This window comes from Draconibacterium mangrovi, assembly GCF_010586825.1.
GTDB classification, from domain to species: Bacteria; Bacteroidota; Bacteroidia; order Bacteroidales; family Prolixibacteraceae; genus Draconibacterium; species Draconibacterium mangrovi.
Map to the genome: position 1 here is coordinate 153,931 of NZ_JAAAGB010000003.1, position 20,605 is coordinate 174,535.

Below are 20,605 nucleotides of genomic sequence, written 5' to 3' on the forward strand. Positions count from 1 at the left end.
ATTATATTACGTTGAAATAGTTATAAGTCAATTCCAGTGTTTCGATGGCCAGTTTGCTTTCTTCGGCATTAAAATCGCTCATGCTCCATTTTACCGGATAGGCATGAACGACATTCCAGCTCATCAGCGGCTCATGTTTTTCATTCAGCAGTTTCACGATAAGGTTGGTGGGCTTAAAGCTGAAGTTTTCAACCGCATTGCGACACCATTTTATCACCTCCGAATCCACCAGCAGTCCGCGTTTCAAAACCAGGTTTGGGTATTTGGTCCGAACCGGAACTTTGTGTTTAAACCGGTTTTCTCCTCCTTCGCCAATTTCTTCAGTGTCCACGTCAACAGTTAGTCCTGAAACTGACTGAAAACGCTGATCGCCGCTACTGGAAGAGATATCCGGAAACTCAACGCTGAAATGAAATCCTATGGGTGGATGGAATTCGCTCATTCTATCATTGTGAGTTTTTCATGTACAAACTCGGCGGTTTCAATCGCAATTTCGTTTCCATCGGCTTTAAAATCGGTTGCCTGAATTTTGGTGATGTAGGCATTGATTGCCTTCCAACTTACCACCGGTTCATGGCTTTCATTCAATAAACTAATTACCAGATCACCGCGATATTTCTCACCTTCTTCTTGGAAATAAACGGTTTTCACCCATTTCTCGTAGAACTCGCGTCCTTTGCCGGCGAAGGTTCCGCGTTTTAATGTAATGTTGCTGTATTTCGATAAACCGGGTTGTTTGCCTTTGTGGTATTCGGCATCGGCACCGGCGCGGTACTCAATCACTTCGCGTTCGAAGTCGAGGCCTGAAACTTCGGTACAGTTAAACTCTGTGTCGCCAAAGCTCACTTTAAAATGAAACTTTGGTAATGGATATGTAGTTGCCATAATTTATTCTTTTAAAGTTTTATTGATTTAAACCTCCTGCATTTTGTGTGAGAATTGCAGTACAATGAATTCGGCAGGACGAACCGCTGCCATACCGATCTCAATGATCATATAACCGTTGAGAATGTCTTGCGCTGTCATTGTTTCTCCTAAACCAACTTTCACATAAAAAGCCTGCTCGGGAGTTGTACCTGCCAATGCACCAGCTTTCCACTGGTTAATCAGGTAATTGTCGATCATGGCTTTTACTTTTACCCAGGTATTAGCATCGTTGGGTTCGAAAACGAAAACACCGGTTGCTTTTTGTACCGACTCTTCCACCATATTAAAGAAACGACGGACAGAAATGTAGCGCCATTCGTTGTCGTTACCCGCCAGTGTTCGTGCTCCCCAAACGAGTATTCCTTTGCCGGTGAAAGCACGAATCGCATTAATGGATTTCCCTCCTTGTGTATGCACATTCAGATCGTCCTGGATATCGTTGGTGACTTTAACTGTTAATCCCGAAACATAATTCAGGCTCACATTTGCAGGTGCTTTCCAAACACCACGTTCGCCATCAACGCGGGCATAAACGCCGGCCATGGCAGCACTTGGCGGTAATTCGAGCGGAAGGTTTCCAATCTCGGTAAGTATTTTATTGTACGTGGCATCGTCTACCTGTTGAACGGCATTCAAACTCCGTCCGTTCATGGCACCGTTATTCTTGTCTTTACCTTCTACTTTTCTGATCTCGGTAATCAAATCGTTCATGTTTGTAAGCACATTTGCAAAAGCATCGAAGTTTGATGTAATGCCAGTTTGTGTATTCAGTGGCGTATAATCTTCAAGCTTTTTCAGCTCAGCATCGAAGTTTACAGCGTTTACATCCAAGAGGTTTTTGATTTTTGTAGAGGTATCAGCGTTTTGCATTTTTACAAATAACTCCTGCAGGTTACTGTATACCTCATCGATTTTTCCTGCACCTTCAAAATCGGCGTTAAACGTAGCCAAAGCCGCATCAATTCCGTCGGCAATTGTCTGATCCTCATCAGAGATGGTATCTGAAGCCGCTTTGGCTTCGGTGTTCAGTTTTGTTTTAAAATCATTGAGCTCGCCGAGTGATCCGAGCAATGCTTCCACTGCATTGAGGAACGCCGTCTTTTTGGTACTGTCGCTCGAAAATGTTCCCCCCAGATCGAAGCCGCTGGCACTGTACATTTGCAACAGTACATCGCTCACTGCTCCTGAAATATCTCCGGGCGTGGTTGTCAGATCCACCAAATCGGCCACAGTTGCCGGCAATCCAGATGCAGGACTTTCAATAGCAGTTACATTGGCATCGATAGTTTCATAGGCTGTTGCATCGTACGAATAATGCGAAACGATAATCTTCTTTGCGTCAAACTGATAATTCATAATTGTTTTCAGAAACGGATAATAAGCCGCACCGTATTTCAGGTAAGCTTTATCGGCGCTGATAAACTTTCGTAAATCCGCAATGTTCGAATCGGTCGGGCTGGCTGCATCGTAACTCAGCGTATCGATAATTGTAAACCGATCCTGAAGTTTGTTGCATTGCGCCAAAGCATCGTTGTACAGACTATAAAATTCTGATGGAGTTGACAGTGCGGTTGCATCAGGAAAAACAAGCAAAGTAACCTCATCCACTTTGCCCACCTCGGCCAATCCGTCGTTAAAATCATCCGAATTGTTTATTGATGTTACCTGAGTATCTGTGTCATCCAAATCGGTTCCGTAGCGGCCAACTGAAACAATGTAACAAGGCCCGCCGCCGTTTGCAAAATAAAGTTGCAATGAATAATACATCAGGAAAGGTTCCCTTGATGCGGGCTGTGTTACCACCAAATCGCGTTTTGTTACACCATTCAGAAGGGTATCGTTAATCGTAATTCCAATGGAAGTTTCAGGTTTTGCAGCGCCAAAATATGTTTCGTATTCCAGCATCGAGGTAATCCTTGTGGGAACACCTTTAAGATCGCCTTTTATTTTATTGGTCGCTTTTTCAGTATAACCAATAAAAGCAGGGATAGCTGTTTCAACTTGCGCTACCGATGGAGGCAATTTGGAAATTTCCTCGATGTAAACGCCCGGTGTTTTGTAAGTTGTTGCCATAACTGTTTTGATTTAATGTGTTACATGTATATTTCTGAGTATATTTTTGTGAATGTGCTGTTTGCATTTATTTGCTGCACATCGGGATTAGGCAATTCCTGGTCTCCCAATTTTATGCTGATAAAGCCTTTTGCGGTAAGCGGATGTTCTGTTTTTGTTACCAGCTGGCGGGCATTTCCGTTTTCCTTTTTAACATCGTCGCTGTTATGCGTTTGCTGGTTGGTGTTAAAAAAATAGCGCCAGGTTGTTTTCCGGTTGGCAAAAACAATGTTGAATTCGCGCGGATCGTTATGCAAGGTACCGTTTGGTTTAATGACATGATACGAGCCGTTTTCGCCCATCATTCCAATTCGGATAATACCAATAAGGTTGTTTTGTTCGTTACGCGTTAGTTGCTCCAGTTCATTTTTGATACTTTCTGAATTTAATCGGTAAGTGTCATCGATTTCAGCATTGCTATTCGATTTTTTAATTAAAGGAAAACCCGGATCTTCAGTCGACAAACGATTATTGGAAAAGAAAAACAATTGACCGGCATTTGACAGCCCGACTTGTGTAAAGTGATTGAATGTGCTGTTTAAAGTTTTCAGCAGAAAAGTGAAGTGCAGAGAGTCGTTTAATGGAATGAAGGGACTGTTAGAATCGCTCTCTGATACTTTTGTCCAGACCATAAAACCCCGGTTGGTGTTTTTGAGGATTAGTTTATGACCGCGAAGTTTTTGACTGGTAGTTGCTGAAGGAACGATAGAAAAGAGGTCGGAAAGTGGATAGCCGGCCAACTGTTTTTCTTTTCCAACATCAGACATACTGAAATAATCTTCAGTTCCTTTATTCAGGAAGTATTTGTGTAAAATATTTACACCGAATAAAGGCTTATATATGGATGAAAAGCTCATTAATTAATATCCTTTAGGGTTCCTTTTACTTTTGTTATTAGTTCTGTGCTTGCTTGTTTCTTGCGTCGGTCTACCTGTAGCAGTTGTACTTTATAGATTACTGAGGGTAACTGGCGTCCACCGTGAGTTCCCCATATGTGATTCCACACCTCGAAACCCGGGGTATAAAGATCTACAACGAACTTAAAATCGTCGAGTTCCTGCATCGATACGTTCGAGCGATTATACGCTGTATTTTGAGCGGTAAACACTTTTTTCCCCTGGAAATACTCCAGTGTTTTTGTAATGCTGATCAATGAATTGGAATACATATCGCAATTGGCACTAACCATAAAAAAGAGGTTAATATTTACGGCCGGATTATAATATTCGGCTTTATTATTAACCACATGACTTGTAGGAAGATTTTTTAGCGTTGATTCTTCCTGAACACTCAGCAAAGAGATAATCACCTTGCCTTCAAGGTTCTTGGCCTTATCGCTTCCGGAATCCAACAGCGCCAGATTTTCCAGAACGACAATTTTTCCCAATCCGGCATCGTCCAGATAATTGTCCAGTTGTTCTTTGAGAATTTGAAGAGTTTCGTAAACCATAATCACCTTTTCAGTTTATGTCCACTTACAAGTAAAACATAGTTATTTGCGTCCTTAAAAAAGGAAATCCTATACGAAAAGGGCTGTGGTTATTATCTTCTGTATTTTATTGAAACTTTTAGGAGCTTCAATCATTTAATGGTGATTACAAGTTACGACAATAAGAGTTATAAGTCAACACTTAAACTAATTCTAAATAAGTAACCGATCCTTAAATATTACTAATCAGACACTTACAAAATCCATATTCCAGAAAGAGATGATTATTAAGAAAGGTATTATGCTAATAGTTTTCCTTTAGCAGGATAAAAAGTTGTTCAATTTCCTTGATCAATGCACTGTGCGAACCACCAAAATGGTTAAACATAAACGAGAATACCAGTTTGTGTCCCTTATCGGTCGTAAGGTAGCCCGAATAACAACGTACACGAGTCATTGAGCCGCTTTTTGCCTGCAAAGTTTTCCCGGGAAGTTTTTCGGTATCGAAACGTTTAAAAGTTCCCTTGCCCGCAACAGGTAACGACTCAACAAAAGCATCGTTTGCTGCCATTTGTGTTAAAAAACGGGTAAAGAATACGGGAGACACCGCATTAAAGTGCGACAGTCCGCTGCCGTCTTCCATAAAAATGTTTTCCATACTTAGTCCCTGCTCTTCCCAATAGGTTTTTACAAGATCAATGGCGGCTGTTCGGTTTGCTAGTCCGTTTCTCTCAATAGCAATCTGTTTCAAAAAATGCTCGGCAAACAGGTTTACACTTTCATAGTTCAGGACCTCTGCAATTTCTGCCAATGTTGGCGATTCCTGGGTATAAATCAACGTTGTTTTATCGCTCACATTTTTCCCAAAGCGTGTTTCGCCATCCACAAAAACACCTTCAGCTAAAAGATTTTGTAAGAATGCGGCAGCCAAAATCTCTTCAGGAGCAGGGACAGATGCTTTAATTGTGAAAGCTTTACGGTTCCGTGGAATGGTACCACGAATTATTCGATGCTTATCAAAAGGGCCGCCAAAAACATAAGCGTTATCGCTGTTATTATCAGCCGAAAGTACTTCGTTATCGATTTGCAGACCATCAATCTTCGGATAGGTTTGAATCACCTTTGTTAGTTTTCCTTCCTTTTTTGGCGATGAAAATGTTATTCGGTACATATTATCAAATACAGTAAAAGCATTGGGTCCGGCGCCGTAATAATTGCCAATATCGCCCCATACCCAGCTGTCAGGAATTCGTTCGGTGTCGTAAATTCCACCGTCGAGAATTAAATTGCCTTTTACTTTTTTTATGCCCGAAGCTTTTACCTGTTTGGCCCAGTTTTTCAGAAACTCAAAATAATGATCCTGAAAATATTCCGATCCCAAAGCCGGATCTGCCCCGCCAATCAATACTAAATCGCCATCTAAAACGCCATTTTTATCGATTTTTCCGGTGTACGATATTTTTGTTTTAAAACGGTAATCAGCACCTAAAATTTCCAAAGCAGTTCCCGAAGTGATCATCTTCATGGTTGAAGCGGGAACCAACAATTTTTCAGAATTCAGGCTATAAACCCTTTCGTCCGAATTGAGGTCGACCACATTAATTCCAACCGAAGCATTTTTGTAATCTTCTTGCTGAAGAAGTGTTTCAATTGCTGATTTAAAACTGTTCTGAGCGAGGATCTGCCCGCTAAAAATCAGAAGAAAAAGTAGAGAAAAATATCGTACCTGCATTTTTTACTATTTTTGAAAGCTTAAAAATAACAGATTGTTTGGCTTGGCTGTACAAATCGAAATTAATTTGTATGACAAATTCAATCAATTAATATCAAAAAAACAAAAACATGCTGCGAACAATATTACTGGTTGGCACCGGAGGTTTTATCGGAAGTGTTTTACGTTACCTTGTTCAGATTTTTGTTGAGAAAGGGATGAGTACCACTTTTCCATGGGGAACATTTATTGCCAACATGGCCGGAAGTTTTATTATTGGAATTGTGTTCGCCCTGGCGCAAAAAGGCAACCTGCTGAACGCCGAGTGGCGTATGTTTTTGGCCGTAGGATTTTGCGGTGGATTTACCACTTTTTCATCGTTTGCCTACAATAACCTCACGATGTTAAAAGAACAAACCTACGGACAATTTTTCCTGAACGTGGGCGGAAGTTTGTTTTTTGGATTGCTGGCGGTTTACCTGGGAATGATTTTGGTACGGGCAGTAATTCATTAAAAAGTAAAATCCGGATCACAACAATGTAACCCGGATCTGTTCCTTATTAATTTTCTATACGATTACTTTTTTACCCCATCCAGTTCGGCAATCCCCATTCCTTCAAGCAATTCTTTTCTGATTGGATCAACCACATCATTTAATTTTTGCAGTCCAAAATCGAGGCCTCCAATGGTTCGTAACGGTCTTGTTCCTGGTTCCGCATTAATCAGATCTTCAAAAATCCGAACAATAATCATTGGATCTGTTGGCGCATTCTCATCGGCAAATAAATTCATTACATTCTGTGCAAAACCATCAGCAAACTCTTTTACATGCTGATAAGCCTGAGCCACTTCTTCGTTTTCGGCCTGAACAAGGTTTCCAAAAAATTTCGTTTCAAAAGGCCCGGGTTCTACAATGGCAACATCAATTCCAAAGGGCGCCAATTCATAACGCATGGCTTCGCTCAACCCTTCTACGCCCCATTTACTGGCATTATAAACGCCAAATGCGGGAAATGCACCACGCCCGGCCACGGAACTCAGCTGAATGATAAGTCCTGACTTTTGCGCACGCATACCCGGCAGAACCGCCTGAGCCACGCGAATATTCCCAACAATGTTTAAATCAAGTTGGGCCAGTACAGCATCAGGAGAAAAGGCTTCCATTGCACCGCCATAACCTAAACCGGCATTATTGATTAAAACATCGATAGTTGGCAGTTTTGCAGCTGCCGCCTTAACACTTTCATCCGAGGTAACATCCATTTCGAGCACCTCCATTTTGTAATTATTTGTTTTGGCAAATTCCTTAAGCTCAGCTGCCGGTTTCAAGTTTTTACTATCAACGTTACGCATTGTGGCAATAACATGATGTCCTTTTTCAGCCAAATATTTAGCCGCTAAATAACCGAAACCCGAACTGCAACCTGTAATTAAAATCTTTTTCATCTTGTAGTTTTTGGTGAGAAAATAGTCCTATTAAAATACCTTATGGTATTATTTTAAAACATTCACTTCCAGACAATTGTTCAGCCATTATAATTGTAATTTGAAAGAATAACAACTTAAAGATCCTGAGTGCCATAAATCCATTCAATTTGAAACTAATTAGCTCTGTTTTCTGTAAAACCTTGTAGTGAAAACCTAAAATTAACAACGCTATGAAAACAACAGAAAAAACAGGAATCCTGAAGATCTACATTGGAGAATCGGATAAAATAAATGGCCGGGTGTTGTTTGAAGAAATTGTGTTTGAAGCACGAAATGCCGGTTTGGCCGGCGCCACCGTTTATAAAGGTATAATGTCGTTTGGTGCCAGCCACAGTATACATACCATGAAAATTTTTGCCTTGTCGAGCGATTTGCCCGTTACCATTGAAATTATTGACAACATTGATAAGATCGACCAGTTTATTGAAAAGCTAAACAAAATACTGGACAATAGCCAACGCGGTGGGCTGGTAACTTTCCAGGAGCTGGATGTGGTTCGTTACGAAAAAGGGCTAAAATACCGCGAAGAATATCATTGATCAGCCGCTATCACCCCCTTCCTCATTTTACTCGCCGGAAACAGAAAGTTTGTTCAATTTCCGAATTTCAACTTTTGTAGTTAACTATAAGAAGCTCAAACAACAATAAGCAATTCAAGACCTTTTAATCCTTTACTGTCAATACTTTAACTAAACGTTAATAAACAAAATGTAGTTTCCAATAAGCATTTTAAGGGGGTACTGTAGAACAATTATTTAATATTTTCACGCCGCAGTAAAGACAGACCAAAAAGCTCGAAATAAGGAGCTCTTTTTAACTGTTTCAGCAAAAAACCGAAAATATATATTAATATGAGTTTTACACACGAAGTTGAAGGTATGATTTGTGTTGCACAAGGTGCAAATCATGGCCCGGCTCCAATTCCGGAAGAAGGAAAATGGGTAAAAGCCAAACAAGTTTCAGACATTTCGGGTTTAACCCACGGCGTAGGTTGGTGTGCTCCACAGCAAGGTGCATGTAAACTGACCCTGAATGTTAAAGATGGTATTATTGAAGAAGCATTGGTTGAAACTATCGGTTGTACCGGTATGACACACTCAGCAGCAATGGCTTCTGAAATTCTTCCCGGAAAAACAATCCTTGAAGCATTAAATACCGACCTTGTTTGCGATGCAATCAACACTGCAATGCGCGAACTTTTCTTACAAATTGTATACGGTCGTACACAAAGTGCTTTCTCTGAAGGTGGTCTTCCAATTGGCGCCGGTCTTGAAGATTTAGGAAAAGGTCTTCGTGGTGTAACCGGTACTTTGTACGGAACTACAGCTAAAGGTCCTCGTTACCTTGAAATGGCTGAAGGATACATTACAAAAATCGGTTTGGACGCTGACAGCGAAATTATCGGTTACGAATTTGTAAACCTCGGTCGTATGATGGATATGATCAAAACAGGTATGGACGCTAACGAAGCAATTCAAAAAGCTTCCGGTAAATATGGCCGTATCGATGATGCAGTTAAAGTTATTGACCCACGTAAAGAATAGGAGAAAATTATTATGCCATTATTTGAAAGTTACGACAGAAGAATCAAGCAAATTGATGCATTCTTAAACGCGAACGGCATTTCTTCTATCGAAGAGGCCAAAAAAATATGTGATGAAAAAGGTGTTGACGTTTACGAAATCGTAAAAGGCATTCAGCCTATCGCGTTCGAAAACGCAATGTGGTCATACATTGTAGGTGCTGCAGTTGCCATTAAACGTGGACAAACTGCTGCTGCAGATATCGCCTCTACCTTAGGTGAAGGTTTACAGTCATTCTGTATTCCGGGATCGGTTGCCGATGATCGTAAAGTAGGTTTAGGTCACGGTAATTTGGCTGCTATGCTTTTGAAAGAAGAAACAAAATGTTTCGCTTTCCTGGCAGGACACGAATCTTTCGCTGCTGCTGAAGGTGCAATTGGTATTGCTAAATCGGCTAACCGTGTTCGTAAAGAGCCTTTACGTGTAATCCTTAACGGATTAGGAAAAGACGCTGCAAAAGTTATCGCACGTATCAATGGTTTTACATACGTTCAAACTGATTTTGATTATGCTACAGGCGAATTGGAAGAAGTACAACGTAAAGCTTACTCAGAAGGTGATCGCGCAAAAGTAAACTGCTACGGTGCCAACGATGTACGCGAAGGTGTTGCCATTCTTCACAGCGAAGGTGTTGACGTTTCTATTACAGGTAACTCAACTAACCCAACTCGTTTCCAACACCCTGTTGCAGGTACATACAAAAAAGAATGTATCGAGCAAGGTAAAAAATACTTCTCTGTTGCATCTGGTGGTGGTACTGGTCGTACTTTACACCCAGACAACATGGCTGCCGGTCCTGCTTCTTACGGTATGACTGACACTATGGGACGTATGCACTCTGACGCTCAATTTGCAGGTTCTTCTTCAGTTCCGGCTCACGTTGAGATGATGGGATTGATTGGAATGGGTAACAACCCTATGGTTGGTGCTTCTGTTGCTGTTGCTGTTGCAATTTCGCAAGCTTAAGACTTACAACATTCGCAACAGTTTGTTGTGAGAAAGATATAGTTTAAGGCACAAAGTTTAGGAGAAATCCATAGCTTTGTGCCTTTCTTTATTAATCATATGTGCGCGACTAAGAATACTACAAAAGAATATGTCATTGCAGAGGCACTAAAACATTTTGATGAAGGTTATGCCTGCTCACAGTCGGTATTGCTTGCTTTTGCCGATCATTTTAAGCTTGATAAAACCATGGCTAAGCGTATTTCTTCCACATTTGGAGGAGGAATGGGGCGTTTGCGCGAAACCTGTGGAGCTGTAACCGGCGGTTTCATGGTTATTGGCCTGGCGTTCGGTAACGAAGAACCGAAAGACATGGACACCAAACTGAACAGCTACAAAAAAGTTCGCGAATTAAATAACCTGGTGGAAGATATTCACGGAACTACAAATTGCCGCCAGCTATTAATTAAACACGCTACCGAAGCTGAGGTACAAGACCGGAAACACCACAAAATTATTTGCAGGAAAGTTGTTGGCGATGCCACTGCTCTTGTTTATGATATTCTGAAAGAAAATAACGAAATTTAGTTAATAACACACCTCCGGATTCGTGCTATAATTTATACCACAGGAGAATAGTAATTCCTGTGAGAAACTGGTCTCAAACCACTCAGCTCCCCTCGCCCACTTAACACATGATCTTGTAAACCAATTTAATGATCTTAAATTCACATTAAAAAGGAGCAAACTATTTATCAATCTTCGTAATTTCGTGAAACAATTTAAGCGCCTCAGCGTTTACAATCCTGTAATTGCACTAGCAATCTTGAAAAGTTAAATAAATAAAAACTACTTACAATGTTAATTAGCGACGTAAAAGCAAGAGAGATTATCGATTCTCGTGGTAACCCAACTGTTGAAGTTGATGTAACACTCGAAAGTGGTGCATTCGGCCGTGCGGCTGTTCCGTCAGGAGCGTCAACCGGCGAAAACGAAGCACTTGAATTACGTGATGGCGACAAAAGCCGTTACTTAGGAAAAGGCTGTTTAAAAGCTGTAGCAAACGTTAACGACGTTATTGCAAAAGAAATTATTGGTATGGATGCTACCGACCAGGTAGCTATCGATAGCAAACTATTGGAACTCGACGGTACTAAAACAAAATCTAACCTGGGTGCAAACGCTATGTTAGGTGTTTCGTTGGCGGTTGCAAAAGCAGCTGCTGAGTACTCTGAGCTTCCATTATACAAATACATTGGCGGAACTAACGCAAAAACATTGCCTGTTCCGATGATGAACATTATTAACGGTGGTTCTCACTCTGATGCAACTATCGCTTTCCAGGAATTTATGATCCGCCCAATTGGTGCGCCTACTTTCCGCGAAGGTTTGCGTATGGGGGCTGAAGTTTTCCACGCACTTAAAAAAGTATTGGCGGCTAAAAACCTTTCAACTGCTGTTGGCGACGAAGGTGGTTTTGCACCGGCTTTAGGTGGAACTGAAGAAGCTATCGAATCAATTCTTACTGCCATTAAAGATGCCGGTTACAAAGCTGGTCGTGCTGAAGACGGTGGCGATGTTTCTATTGCCATGGATTGTGCTTCATCAGAGTTTTACAAAGGTGGTGTTTACGATTACAGCATTTTCGAGCCAAACGGTGTAAAACGCACTTCGGAAGAGCAAGCTGCTTATTTAGCTGTATTGATTGAAAAATATCCGATCGATTCAATCGAAGATGGTATGGACGAAGGCGACTGGGATGGATGGGTAAAACTGAACGCTGCAATTGGCGACAAATGCCAGTTGGTTGGCGACGACCTATTCGTAACCAACGTTGAATACCTGAAAAAAGGTATCGAGTTGGGAGCTGCTAACTCAATCCTTATTAAAGTAAACCAAATTGGTACATTAACTGAAACGTTAGACGCAATTGAAATGGCACACCGTGCCGGTTACACTTCAGTAACTTCTCACCGCTCGGGTGAAACTGAAGATTCAACAATTGCCGACATTGCAGTGGCTACCAACTCTGGTCAGATTAAAACAGGTTCTATGAGCCGTTCAGACCGTATGGCTAAATACAACCAACTGCTTCGCATTGAAGAAGAATTGGGTGCAAGCGCTATCTACGGATACAAAAAAATCTACAAGAAGTAAGCATACTTTACGCTAAATATGAAAACCGTCTTTCGTTTGAAGGGCGGTTTTTTTTGTGTTATAAAATCCCGGTCTCAAATTCAGAATTAGTTGAATACTCTTGAACAAACCACCATACTTACTTGCTTTAGTAGTAAGAATAATAAACTTTACAGCGCATGATAAAAAAAGCAGGCATATTCACATTTTTACTTTTTGTTACAGCAGTGGCAATGGCACAGGCTCCCAGTGGAATTCCTACGGGCACTCCCGAGCCTTTGGAATTGACCCTGACAAATATTATCGTTTATATTGTGCTGCCGGTTATAATCGTTATTCTGTATATTTACTGGAGACGCAAAAGGCGAAAGTAATTAAGAAAGCTACTTTAATCCTTCAATCCACTTCAGAATCTTGCGGTAGTGTGTTCCTTCCCAGTAAATCTGTCCGCATCCGGTACACTTCCAGAATTCGTTACACATTGAAAATGTATCATCAGGAACTTTGCCTTTTACCTCTGTGGAATCAACAGCTGTTAAACTTCCATTGCAAATGGAACAGCGCGAAAATGGCCGAAAACTGTTTTGAAGTTGCAAGCGTTCCACCACCTCGCGAAGTTGTTTTTGCGGGTCGCTATTCCGCACCCAGTAACCGTGTGTTGCTGCAGTATGTTTCAAAACGCCTTTATCGCGGGTTAAAATAATGCGCTTTTCAGCCACCGATATTTGCACAATCTCATCATCTTCCAGGTTATTGCGAAAAAGTGTGTCGAATCCCAACAAACGTAACTTATAAGCCAGTTTCCCCAGGTTAACATCTACAACAAACCGTGTTTCACGCAAAGGTAAGGGGCGTAAGCGAACCAGTGGAGAAATATCCAGCGACTCAAAAACCGGGTAGACAGAAACCTGCTCGCCGCCTTTAAGCAAAGCCTCAAAATCCACAGAAACACCGTCAATCAAAATTAAATCCACTTCGGTGTGCGGTATACCAATGGCTTCAATGCTGTTCTTCACCGATGGCGTACCTGTAAAAGCATATTCAAACGCTTTTTTACGCTGATGAACAGGCAGAAATTCATTCAATTCCTCATAGAACCGAAAAATGGACATACGTTGAAGTGCCTCATGATTTATGGCAAACTCTTTCACTCCTGTTCGTTTTTATGATACTTAATTTACGACTATTCCTTCAAGAAATAGTTCTGCAACAACAATCGACTCATAAGTAGTCCTACTTTTTTACCGGTTCTTAGTCTTAAACTAAAGTTTAAAGCCAAGGAACTTGCCGCTGAACGTTTAAACTAAAGTTTAAAGCCCAAAAGGAACACCCGACAAGGTTTAAACAAACGTTTAAGCCTTAAAAGGAACGCCCGACGCCGTTTAAACTTAAGTTTAAGCGCCAAAAGGAAGACCGGAAGCGGTTAAACAAACGTTTAAAGGTTCACCGGAGCTCCGCCAGCGTTTAAACAAAAGTTTAAGCCTCAGAATTGTTTTTTGCTTTAAACTTTTGTTTAAGCCAATTTTTAATCTTTTTGGTTAAACAGTTGCGCCGGATGAACAACCTCCGGTTTCAACGAAGTAAAATCCTTAAACACTTTAATGTCTTTGAAAACTACGGTAAACACAAAACGCGGTTCCTGTTCCAACCGATTTGGGAAATACCCGAATTGCAGGTGCATAGCCGGAAAAATCAAACTCTCGTTTTTTGTGCTGGCCCAAATGCCTATTTCTGAATAACGATCGACTTCGCTTGTTGCTGCATTCGATTTTAACAACCACCCAACATTTACGTACGGATTAAACGAAAATCGAAACCCCCAAATCTGGTAATTCGAATAAAATACCGGCCGGTAATAGACCGACAGGTTTGAATAGTTTTTATAGCCGGTTAAGTATTCGTTTGCAAAAGTACGGGTTGAGTAGTATGGAATAAAATACCGAGGATTGCGAACAGTGCTTAACTTCAGTTCGAAGATATTCCTGACTTCGTAATTTCCCAGTTTCCCCAGCGGACTTAAATAATCGAAACGCAGTCCGGCCAAACCGTCTTCCAGCTTCGAGTCGTTTATATAACCACCGGCCTCGGTATATGCCGTAAAAATACCGGCATTGTTAAAATATAGCGAATAATTGCCACGCATCCCCGAGTACGGACGCTCGTAAAAACTGGTTTTCTCCCACCCCGCCGTTATATTTAAATTGTAGCCAATTGGTACATCTTCAACCGTCCCGTATTGCAACAGGCGACTGGTTTTTATGTACGATACCTGCTGCAACGACAAACCCGCCAAATACAACTGCCGGTTATGAAACTCGTAGTTGGTAGTTTCATCCACCAGAGGTTGATTTTCATATTTATATGAAACGTAACGCGCTGCAACATTCAAAAATGGTCGGGTAATATCGCTGTAAAAGAAGAACGAATGTCCCAGCCACAAATCGAAATACGACAGTTTATACCTGCTGTTATCATTCTCCAGCGAATCGCTTACATATGGGTGCTCCGACACTTTTTCGCGCAATTGATCGTAAATTATCTCGCCCCCGTTTTTGGTAAGTGTAGTTAAAAAAGGCTTCTCAAATTGTATCCTGAAATTCTCGCGGTCAACACCATTTTGGTAACGGATTTCGCTGTCGAAAAAAGTACCCCACATATTATTTATGCCATACGAAGCACCATAACCGAACTTCTCTTCCGTGTCGGCATCAAACTCGCCAATTATCCCTATGCTGTGTCCTAACCCGGCAAAATTTCGCGAGTAAGGTTCCACCTCAAAAGCATTGTAATTGTTTACATCGCCACTAACACCAATCGGATACCGGTCTTTAACCATAACGGTTACATTTACCGAATCGCTTGAATTCCCTACCGGTGAAATTTTAATAAAAGCATCTTCGATGTACGAAAGCTCACGAAACAGGCGCTCGTTATCCGAAAAAATACGGGCATTCACCCGTTCGTTTTCCTTAAAATGAAGGTTTTTACGAATCACACGTTCGCGCGTCGGACTGTATGTTTTATTCAGAAAACGGCCAAATCCGGAGAGGTCAACGTTGGTCGTATCAAAAAGATTACCGTCGAGCACCGCTACCCGTTCAATCGTAATGTTTTTAATTACCCGGTTTTTATAGAATGAAAAATACTGGTCGGACGGGTTGAAATCCTTAGGCAGCTGTTCTTCCCTGCTTCTTATCGAGCCCATCAACAAACCCCCGTAACGACTATTCAGACGGGTAACCGATTCTATTTTCTCGGGATGTTTTTCGTAATACGAAGGTTTTCGCACCAGGAAATTTTTGATAATGTCGTACTCAGTATCCGCTTCAAGAACCACCACCGAATCATTAACACCATAATAAATGGTGTCTTTCAGCATTAACAACTGATCGAAACGAATGCGAATGGTATCATGCTTTTGCGCATTTGCAACAAATACCAATCCCACCAGACTCAGAAATAATAAAATGTGTTTAATGTGTTTCTGCATCGAACTGGTTGTACTTCAATTCGGTATTCAATGTTGATTAAAGATAAGAATTTAAGATAGATAACGAGCAAGGAGAAATTACAATTTATGATTAAAATGCTTCCACAAAATTGAAGTATACGCCTTGAGAATCGCGCCCTACGCCAAAATCAACACATACATTCATTCGTGGCTGCAATTCAAGCCGGTAACCAACGCCGCCATTCGGTACCCATTTTGATAAACTTACTACATCAGGTGCAATACTTCCTGCACCAAGCCAAATTACCATTCCGCTTTTACTTAAGCCACCATTTGCCCTTTGAAAAGTGTAGCGCCACTCGCCAAGCATAAAAGCAGTGGTATTATCGCGGTAATGGCCCATTAAATAGCCACGCAGGTTTTTTCCTCCCGAGAAATCAGATAGTTCGGTTATGGGCACATCGCCATAAGTGCTTCTGGTAAAAAACCGAAACGCCAACACATTGCCCGGCCGCGTTAAGGTTTTATAGTGCCGCATATCCAGCGTATATTCCTGGTAATCGTACTTGCTTCCCCATATATTATCGTAAAACATAGCTGATAAATGGAAATAAACACCTTTCCACGCATTAACAACAATGTCGCGGGTATCGTAGGCAAACAGGGCTCCAATTCCGTTCAGAAAGTAAACATCTCCGAACTGCGACCGGTAAGGATCGTTTTCAACCGGCTGAGCAAAGTCTTTTGTAACAACGTATGCCGGCCGTAAACTGGCACCGATATAAACCGATGGTCTTAATTTGTAAATAAAGTCGACGTCGAAAGATGAATTGGTTTCGTGATACAAAGTGGTTGTATCCGACTGTTGAGTGGCATCGATCTGATTAAATCCTTTTCCGTAGTAATTGTTGTCTTTATCGCGAATAACAAGGCTGGCATTTATTCGAAATTTATCCTCCATCCAAAACGTTTTCAGATGCGCCTGAATTCCAAAATTGCCTTTGGTACTGTAAAATATGGTGGCCGGAAGTGATGAACGTTGCGAAATGCTATCGTTTTCGTTTGCCCGAAAAGAGTAAAGCATTCCTCCGGAAATCAACAAGCCGGCATCGGCAGTATACGCAGGAGCAAACATTGGCGACATCCATGGTTCGCCAGCTTTTATAACAGCCTCTTTTCGTGCATTGCGTTCATTCCAGGCATCCTTTAATTTTCCCTGAGCTTTTGAATTACCAAAGCTAAAAAGCAGGAGAAAAAGAAGTATAAATGTAGCTGATTTCAAGAGTCAGGTGTATTTTGATTTAATCAAAGGTACGACTTTACACCTGTTAAAATCAAATACTTTGGGCAACAAAAAAGCCACATCCGAAGAATGTGGCTTATAATTATTTAGCTTCTTTTTGAGCTTTCATTAACCAGTAGAGTCCCTTTACCCCGATCTTTATATCGTCGAGTTTAAAGAGCACAAATATCTTTTCGGTGTAGGCTATAACTCCCCAACCTACTGCGAGGTAGAAAAACCATGTGTAGAACCCGAATACAAACAACACGAAAAAGAATATACTCTGTACATATCCGGCCGAAACAGCAGAATACAAGTGTAAACCCGGTATTTTACCGAAGCGTGCAAACGATATAATGTAACTGACTACAAATAATCCCAAAAACAGGAATAAGAACCAACTGTGCGGTTCAATGTCGGCCCATTTAAATACAAACAGACCTAAAATGGCCATTGCATACGTACAAATATCGGCCAGGTTATCGAGCGCTGCTCCAAAATGTGTCTGCTGTTTGAGGTATCGTGCCAGGTTTCCATCTGCAACATCGCTTACCAAACTTATACAAAGCAACCATACAAACAACGATTCGTTACCAACAAGAGCGGCATAAAAAATTACAGGAAACGCTAACAAGCGGTATAAACTGATCGCATTTGGCAGATTTACAATATTCTCGCCACGTACAAAAATTTTCTTCATAATCCTCGATTAAACTTAATTGGTGTAAACCTAAAATTTAGTTGGTAAAAATCCAATGATTTATACGGCAGCTTTTATTTCGGTTACCTGCTGATCGGTACCACTGTTCAGGAAATAGCTAAGCATACGATGTATCGATTCGGCCGTTACCGCACTCACTTCTTCTTCAACAATCGAATCGAGATTGGTAGTATCGAAAGCAATATTGGTATCGATGTAGGCACCCGTAAACGACATTCCGATTGCCATAATCCGCTCGAGCGAATTCATTTGCTCCTTTTCCAAAGTCATGTCGGGAACAAGGCTAATCGGCATTAAGCTGCTGATACTTCCCAAAATGTCGGCATTTTTCACCGAGCTTTTGGCTATTAAATTCAGAATAACCGGCACCTGCTCGGCTTTTACCGCACTCATCAGGTAAGTTACTGCAGTATCAATTGGAATAAGATTTTGAGTTGAATCCGGATCAACTTTTAAGCGAATCACACTTTCAGGATATTTTTTTGCCAGGTTCTGTACCCGTTTTGAGAAATCGAAAATACCATAATCGGTTTTTGTTACGCCTGTTTTATTGTTTCCAACCACCTGAGATAGACGTAAAATACAAGCGTTTAATCCTTTATTGTCGATGTAATCTTTAATTACATTTTCGGCATAACGTTTCGATTGCTCGTAGTAATTACGAAATGCATCAATCTCAGCATTATCGTAGAATTTTTCTTTAAACGGCTCGTAAATACGGCCGCAAGAGTAGGCCGTACTCACAAAATAGAAACGCGATTCTTTTGCCGAATATTTCTGAAAAGTATTAACCGAATTGGTTACTCCCTGTAGATTTGTTCCAAATATCTCTTCTTTCGATTTTATATCAAATTTTAAACTTGCCGCAAAATGAAAGTAATCTACATTTCCCCCGAAAATGGTTTTCAGCTCACTTTCCTGCAGTGCAAAATCCGCTTCAAATAACGAATAATCGTGAACTTCAAGATTTGTAAAATCAACATCCTCCCCACCTTTCATCTCCTTTAATGCAGCTTTTACCCGCTCTTCGGCAGTAAACTTTTTATTACTGCGTACGAGCGCAACTACCTTGTAGTTCTCTAACAATAACTCGTTTATAAAATTTGAAGCAACATAACCGTTTGCTCCGTTTATAACAATTTTCTTCATGACGTAATATTTGATTCAGTGACCTTAAAAAGTCCCCACTTAGCTATTTCAGTTTTCTCCAGTTTCTGTTTTACTATATACAAATTACTCCTTTTTTGGCAGAAATACCAGCATCGGCTCTACATTTTACATATTTACATTAAAAGTAAAAGTGTAACTGCTGCCCCAAGAGGGATGGTTAAATTGTCGGACCCACGCCAACTCAGTAATTCTGCCAAGGTGCTGACTACCGCTACTGCCAGCCCGATATAAAAAGTTTTCAAATCGAAAACACCTCTATTAAAATAAAGGGCCAGCAAGCTGATAACAAAGCTGGTAAGTAAAAATGCACCCGATCCGAAAATTGACTTTCCGGTATCGATGCCAAATATCTTTATTTTATGATTGTTTGTTTTAAAGCTGATTCCTACAATCGCTGCCATGGGGTCGCTGATTCCTAAAATCAGCATTGGCAGGATGAAAATGAATTTACTGTCGAGCAAATCCGATAGTAAAAATGTAAGGTAAATTGATGCCGGCAACAAGTAACTTCCTATCGATTTCCGGTCGATATCGTGAATGGAATTCAGTTGCTTGCTGTACTGTGTTATAAACAAAGCTGCAAAAAATATTAAAGCCAGTACAAACACATACCAATGGCTTGTAAAGATGTATGGAAATGGTACCACGGCAATAGTAGCAGTAAAATGCGCGAACTTGCGTGTAAACTCGCCTTTTACTTTTAGTCGTCTGTAGTTAAGTTCGTTAAAAGCCAGTAATAATATTATTGCAATAAAATATACTACTGACAGCGTAATAGTGTTTCCCATAAAAATATTTTAGTCTCTGGTATCTCCTCTTTAATTCCCGCTCCGTTTTCAATAAACAAAGTTATCGCCAAATTAGTTTCTCAACTCCATTTATTGATCGAACTGTTATTATCCTCTCCTGAAATGCTCAAGTTAAGAACCAATCATTAGAAAAAAAAATGTTACCCAGGCACCTCCGGCAATTAAACTATCAAACCGGTCGAGAAATCCTCCGTGCCCCGGTATCAAATTGCTGTAATCTTTTACTCTGAATTTTCTTTTGTACAACGAAGCAGCAATGTCGCCTAAAAAGGCAAACACAATTATTCCGAGAGTAAGCCCGGCAACCACATACCATTTATTGTTGTATAATCCGTGTAGAAAAAAGCCGCTTGCAAATGCAAACAAAGCACCACCAACCGTTCCTCCAATGGTTTTATTGGGACTGATTTCAGGTGCAATTTTTGTTTTTCCCCATAACTGTCCCGAAATCTGGCTAAACGCATCAAATATCGATAAGATCAGAAATGCAAAAAGCACCAGTTTATTATCCATAGCCCCAAACAACCACAATCCTGCCCCCAAAACGGAATAGATGATCAGCGAGATGAATACAAAACCTGAATGTTCGAATCCTGCACGTTTAAACAGCAGAAAAAGTTCGAAAGCACCTGCCAGCCATATTATTCCAACCAAAACCTGGAAGAATACCGGATTTATTGTGATGCTAAAAAACAGAATGTGGATAATTATAAAATAGCTAATGAATTTTGTCCAGCTTTTTCGGGCCACTGCTTTTTCCTTTTTCCGGTTAATGAAAAAGAATCCAACTGCACCCAACAGGAAATACGACAGAATGAATATGTATATCGTTAAAATCAT

Annotated in this window: 21 protein-coding genes; 7 read left to right on the forward strand and 14 right to left on the reverse strand. The window is 40.8% G+C overall.

Annotated features, from left to right (window positions below; all coding sequences use genetic code 11):
- Position 1: 1 nt before the first annotated feature.
- From G4420_RS10055 to dacB, 6 genes are all read right to left on the reverse strand, one after another.
- Positions 2-442: a phage tail protein gene (locus tag G4420_RS10055; RefSeq protein ID WP_163323521.1), complete on the reverse strand. Its 441-nt coding sequence runs from the start codon at positions 440-442 to the stop codon at positions 2-4.
- Complete coding sequence (locus tag G4420_RS10060) at positions 439-885, reverse strand: phage tail protein (protein ID WP_045029701.1); 447 nt, start codon at positions 883-885, stop codon at positions 439-441. Before G4420_RS10060 ends, G4420_RS10055 begins: the two co-directional genes overlap by 4 nt.
- Positions 886-912: 27 nt before the next feature.
- Positions 913-3,000 (reverse strand): phage tail sheath family protein, encoded by a 2,088-nt coding sequence (locus tag G4420_RS10065; RefSeq protein WP_163323522.1) that lies wholly within the window; start codon positions 2,998-3,000, stop codon positions 913-915.
- Between the two features lie 20 nt (positions 3,001-3,020).
- Positions 3,021-3,896: a hypothetical protein gene (locus G4420_RS10070; RefSeq protein ID WP_163323523.1), complete on the reverse strand. Its 876-nt coding sequence runs from the start codon at positions 3,894-3,896 to the stop codon at positions 3,021-3,023.
- Positions 3,896-4,489 (reverse strand): DUF4255 domain-containing protein, encoded by a 594-nt coding sequence (locus G4420_RS10075; RefSeq protein ID WP_163323524.1) that lies wholly within the window; start codon positions 4,487-4,489, stop codon positions 3,896-3,898. Before G4420_RS10075 ends, G4420_RS10070 begins: the two co-directional genes overlap by 1 nt.
- A 283-nt stretch (positions 4,490-4,772) precedes the next feature.
- Positions 4,773-6,200 carry a D-alanyl-D-alanine carboxypeptidase/D-alanyl-D-alanine endopeptidase gene (gene dacB, locus G4420_RS10080; protein ID WP_163323525.1) on the reverse strand — a complete coding sequence of 476 codons (1,428 nt, stop codon included), beginning with the start codon at positions 6,198-6,200 and terminating at the stop codon, positions 4,773-4,775.
- A gap of 110 nt (positions 6,201-6,310) precedes the next feature.
- Between dacB and crcB the strand changes: the two genes are divergently transcribed.
- Complete coding sequence (gene crcB / locus G4420_RS10085; protein WP_163323526.1) at positions 6,311-6,694, forward strand: fluoride efflux transporter CrcB; 384 nt, start codon at positions 6,311-6,313, stop codon at positions 6,692-6,694.
- Positions 6,695-6,756: 62 nt separating this feature from the next.
- On the opposite strand, the gene G4420_RS10090 is transcribed toward crcB, so the two are convergent.
- Complete coding sequence (locus G4420_RS10090) at positions 6,757-7,626, reverse strand: SDR family oxidoreductase (RefSeq protein WP_045029717.1); 870 nt, start codon at positions 7,624-7,626, stop codon at positions 6,757-6,759.
- Between the two features lie 212 nt (positions 7,627-7,838).
- On the opposite strand from G4420_RS10090, the gene G4420_RS10095 reads away from it, so the two are divergent.
- From G4420_RS10095 to G4420_RS10120, 6 genes are all read left to right on the forward strand, one after another.
- A complete protein-coding gene (locus G4420_RS10095) occupies positions 7,839-8,207 on the forward strand; it encodes a DUF190 domain-containing protein (RefSeq protein ID WP_163323527.1) in 369 nt (122 codons plus the stop codon).
- A gap of 312 nt (positions 8,208-8,519) precedes the next feature.
- Entirely contained in the window at positions 8,520-9,212 is a 693-nt protein-coding gene (locus tag G4420_RS10100) for an iron-sulfur cluster assembly scaffold protein (RefSeq protein ID WP_163323528.1), read from the forward strand.
- 12 nt (positions 9,213-9,224) lie between these two features.
- Entirely contained in the window at positions 9,225-10,217 is a 993-nt protein-coding gene (locus G4420_RS10105; protein WP_163323529.1) for a GGGtGRT protein, read from the forward strand.
- Positions 10,218-10,316: 99 nt separating this feature from the next.
- Positions 10,317-10,784 (forward strand): C-GCAxxG-C-C family protein, encoded by a 468-nt coding sequence (locus G4420_RS10110; RefSeq protein ID WP_163323530.1) that lies wholly within the window; start codon positions 10,317-10,319, stop codon positions 10,782-10,784.
- 270 nt (positions 10,785-11,054) lie between these two features.
- Positions 11,055-12,353: a phosphopyruvate hydratase gene (gene eno / locus G4420_RS10115; protein ID WP_163323531.1), complete on the forward strand. Its 1,299-nt coding sequence runs from the start codon at positions 11,055-11,057 to the stop codon at positions 12,351-12,353.
- 158 nt (positions 12,354-12,511) lie between these two features.
- Complete coding sequence (locus G4420_RS10120; RefSeq protein ID WP_163323532.1) at positions 12,512-12,706, forward strand: adenylosuccinate synthetase; 195 nt, start codon at positions 12,512-12,514, stop codon at positions 12,704-12,706.
- Between the two features lie 9 nt (positions 12,707-12,715).
- Here the strand turns inward: G4420_RS10120 and G4420_RS10125 are convergent, their stop codons facing one another.
- The 7 genes from G4420_RS10125 to G4420_RS10155 form a co-directional block, all read right to left on the reverse strand.
- The gene (locus G4420_RS10125) at positions 12,716-13,483 is read right to left on the reverse strand and encodes a Mut7-C RNAse domain-containing protein (RefSeq protein ID WP_204273651.1); all 768 of its coding nucleotides are present in this window, start codon (positions 13,481-13,483) and stop codon (positions 12,716-12,718) included.
- A gap of 374 nt (positions 13,484-13,857) precedes the next feature.
- A complete protein-coding gene (locus tag G4420_RS10130) occupies positions 13,858-15,822 on the reverse strand; it encodes a BamA/TamA family outer membrane protein (RefSeq protein WP_163323533.1) in 1,965 nt (654 codons plus the stop codon).
- 91 nt (positions 15,823-15,913) lie between these two features.
- The gene (locus G4420_RS10135; RefSeq protein ID WP_163323534.1) at positions 15,914-17,065 is read right to left on the reverse strand and encodes a BamA/TamA family outer membrane protein; all 1,152 of its coding nucleotides are present in this window, start codon (positions 17,063-17,065) and stop codon (positions 15,914-15,916) included.
- Between the two features lie 103 nt (positions 17,066-17,168).
- Entirely contained in the window at positions 17,169-17,765 is a 597-nt protein-coding gene (locus tag G4420_RS10140; protein ID WP_163323535.1) for a CDP-alcohol phosphatidyltransferase family protein, read from the reverse strand.
- Positions 17,766-17,825: 60 nt separating this feature from the next.
- A complete protein-coding gene (locus tag G4420_RS10145; RefSeq protein ID WP_163323536.1) occupies positions 17,826-18,935 on the reverse strand; it encodes an SDR family oxidoreductase in 1,110 nt (369 codons plus the stop codon).
- 134 nt (positions 18,936-19,069) lie between these two features.
- Positions 19,070-19,744, reverse strand: a complete 675-nt coding sequence (locus G4420_RS10150) for a diacylglycerol/polyprenol kinase family protein (RefSeq protein WP_163323537.1) — start codon at positions 19,742-19,744, stop codon at positions 19,070-19,072.
- Between the two features lie 132 nt (positions 19,745-19,876).
- Positions 19,877-20,605, reverse strand: coding sequence for a phosphatidate cytidylyltransferase (locus G4420_RS10155; RefSeq protein ID WP_163323538.1), 729 nt, complete (start codon positions 20,603-20,605; stop codon positions 19,877-19,879).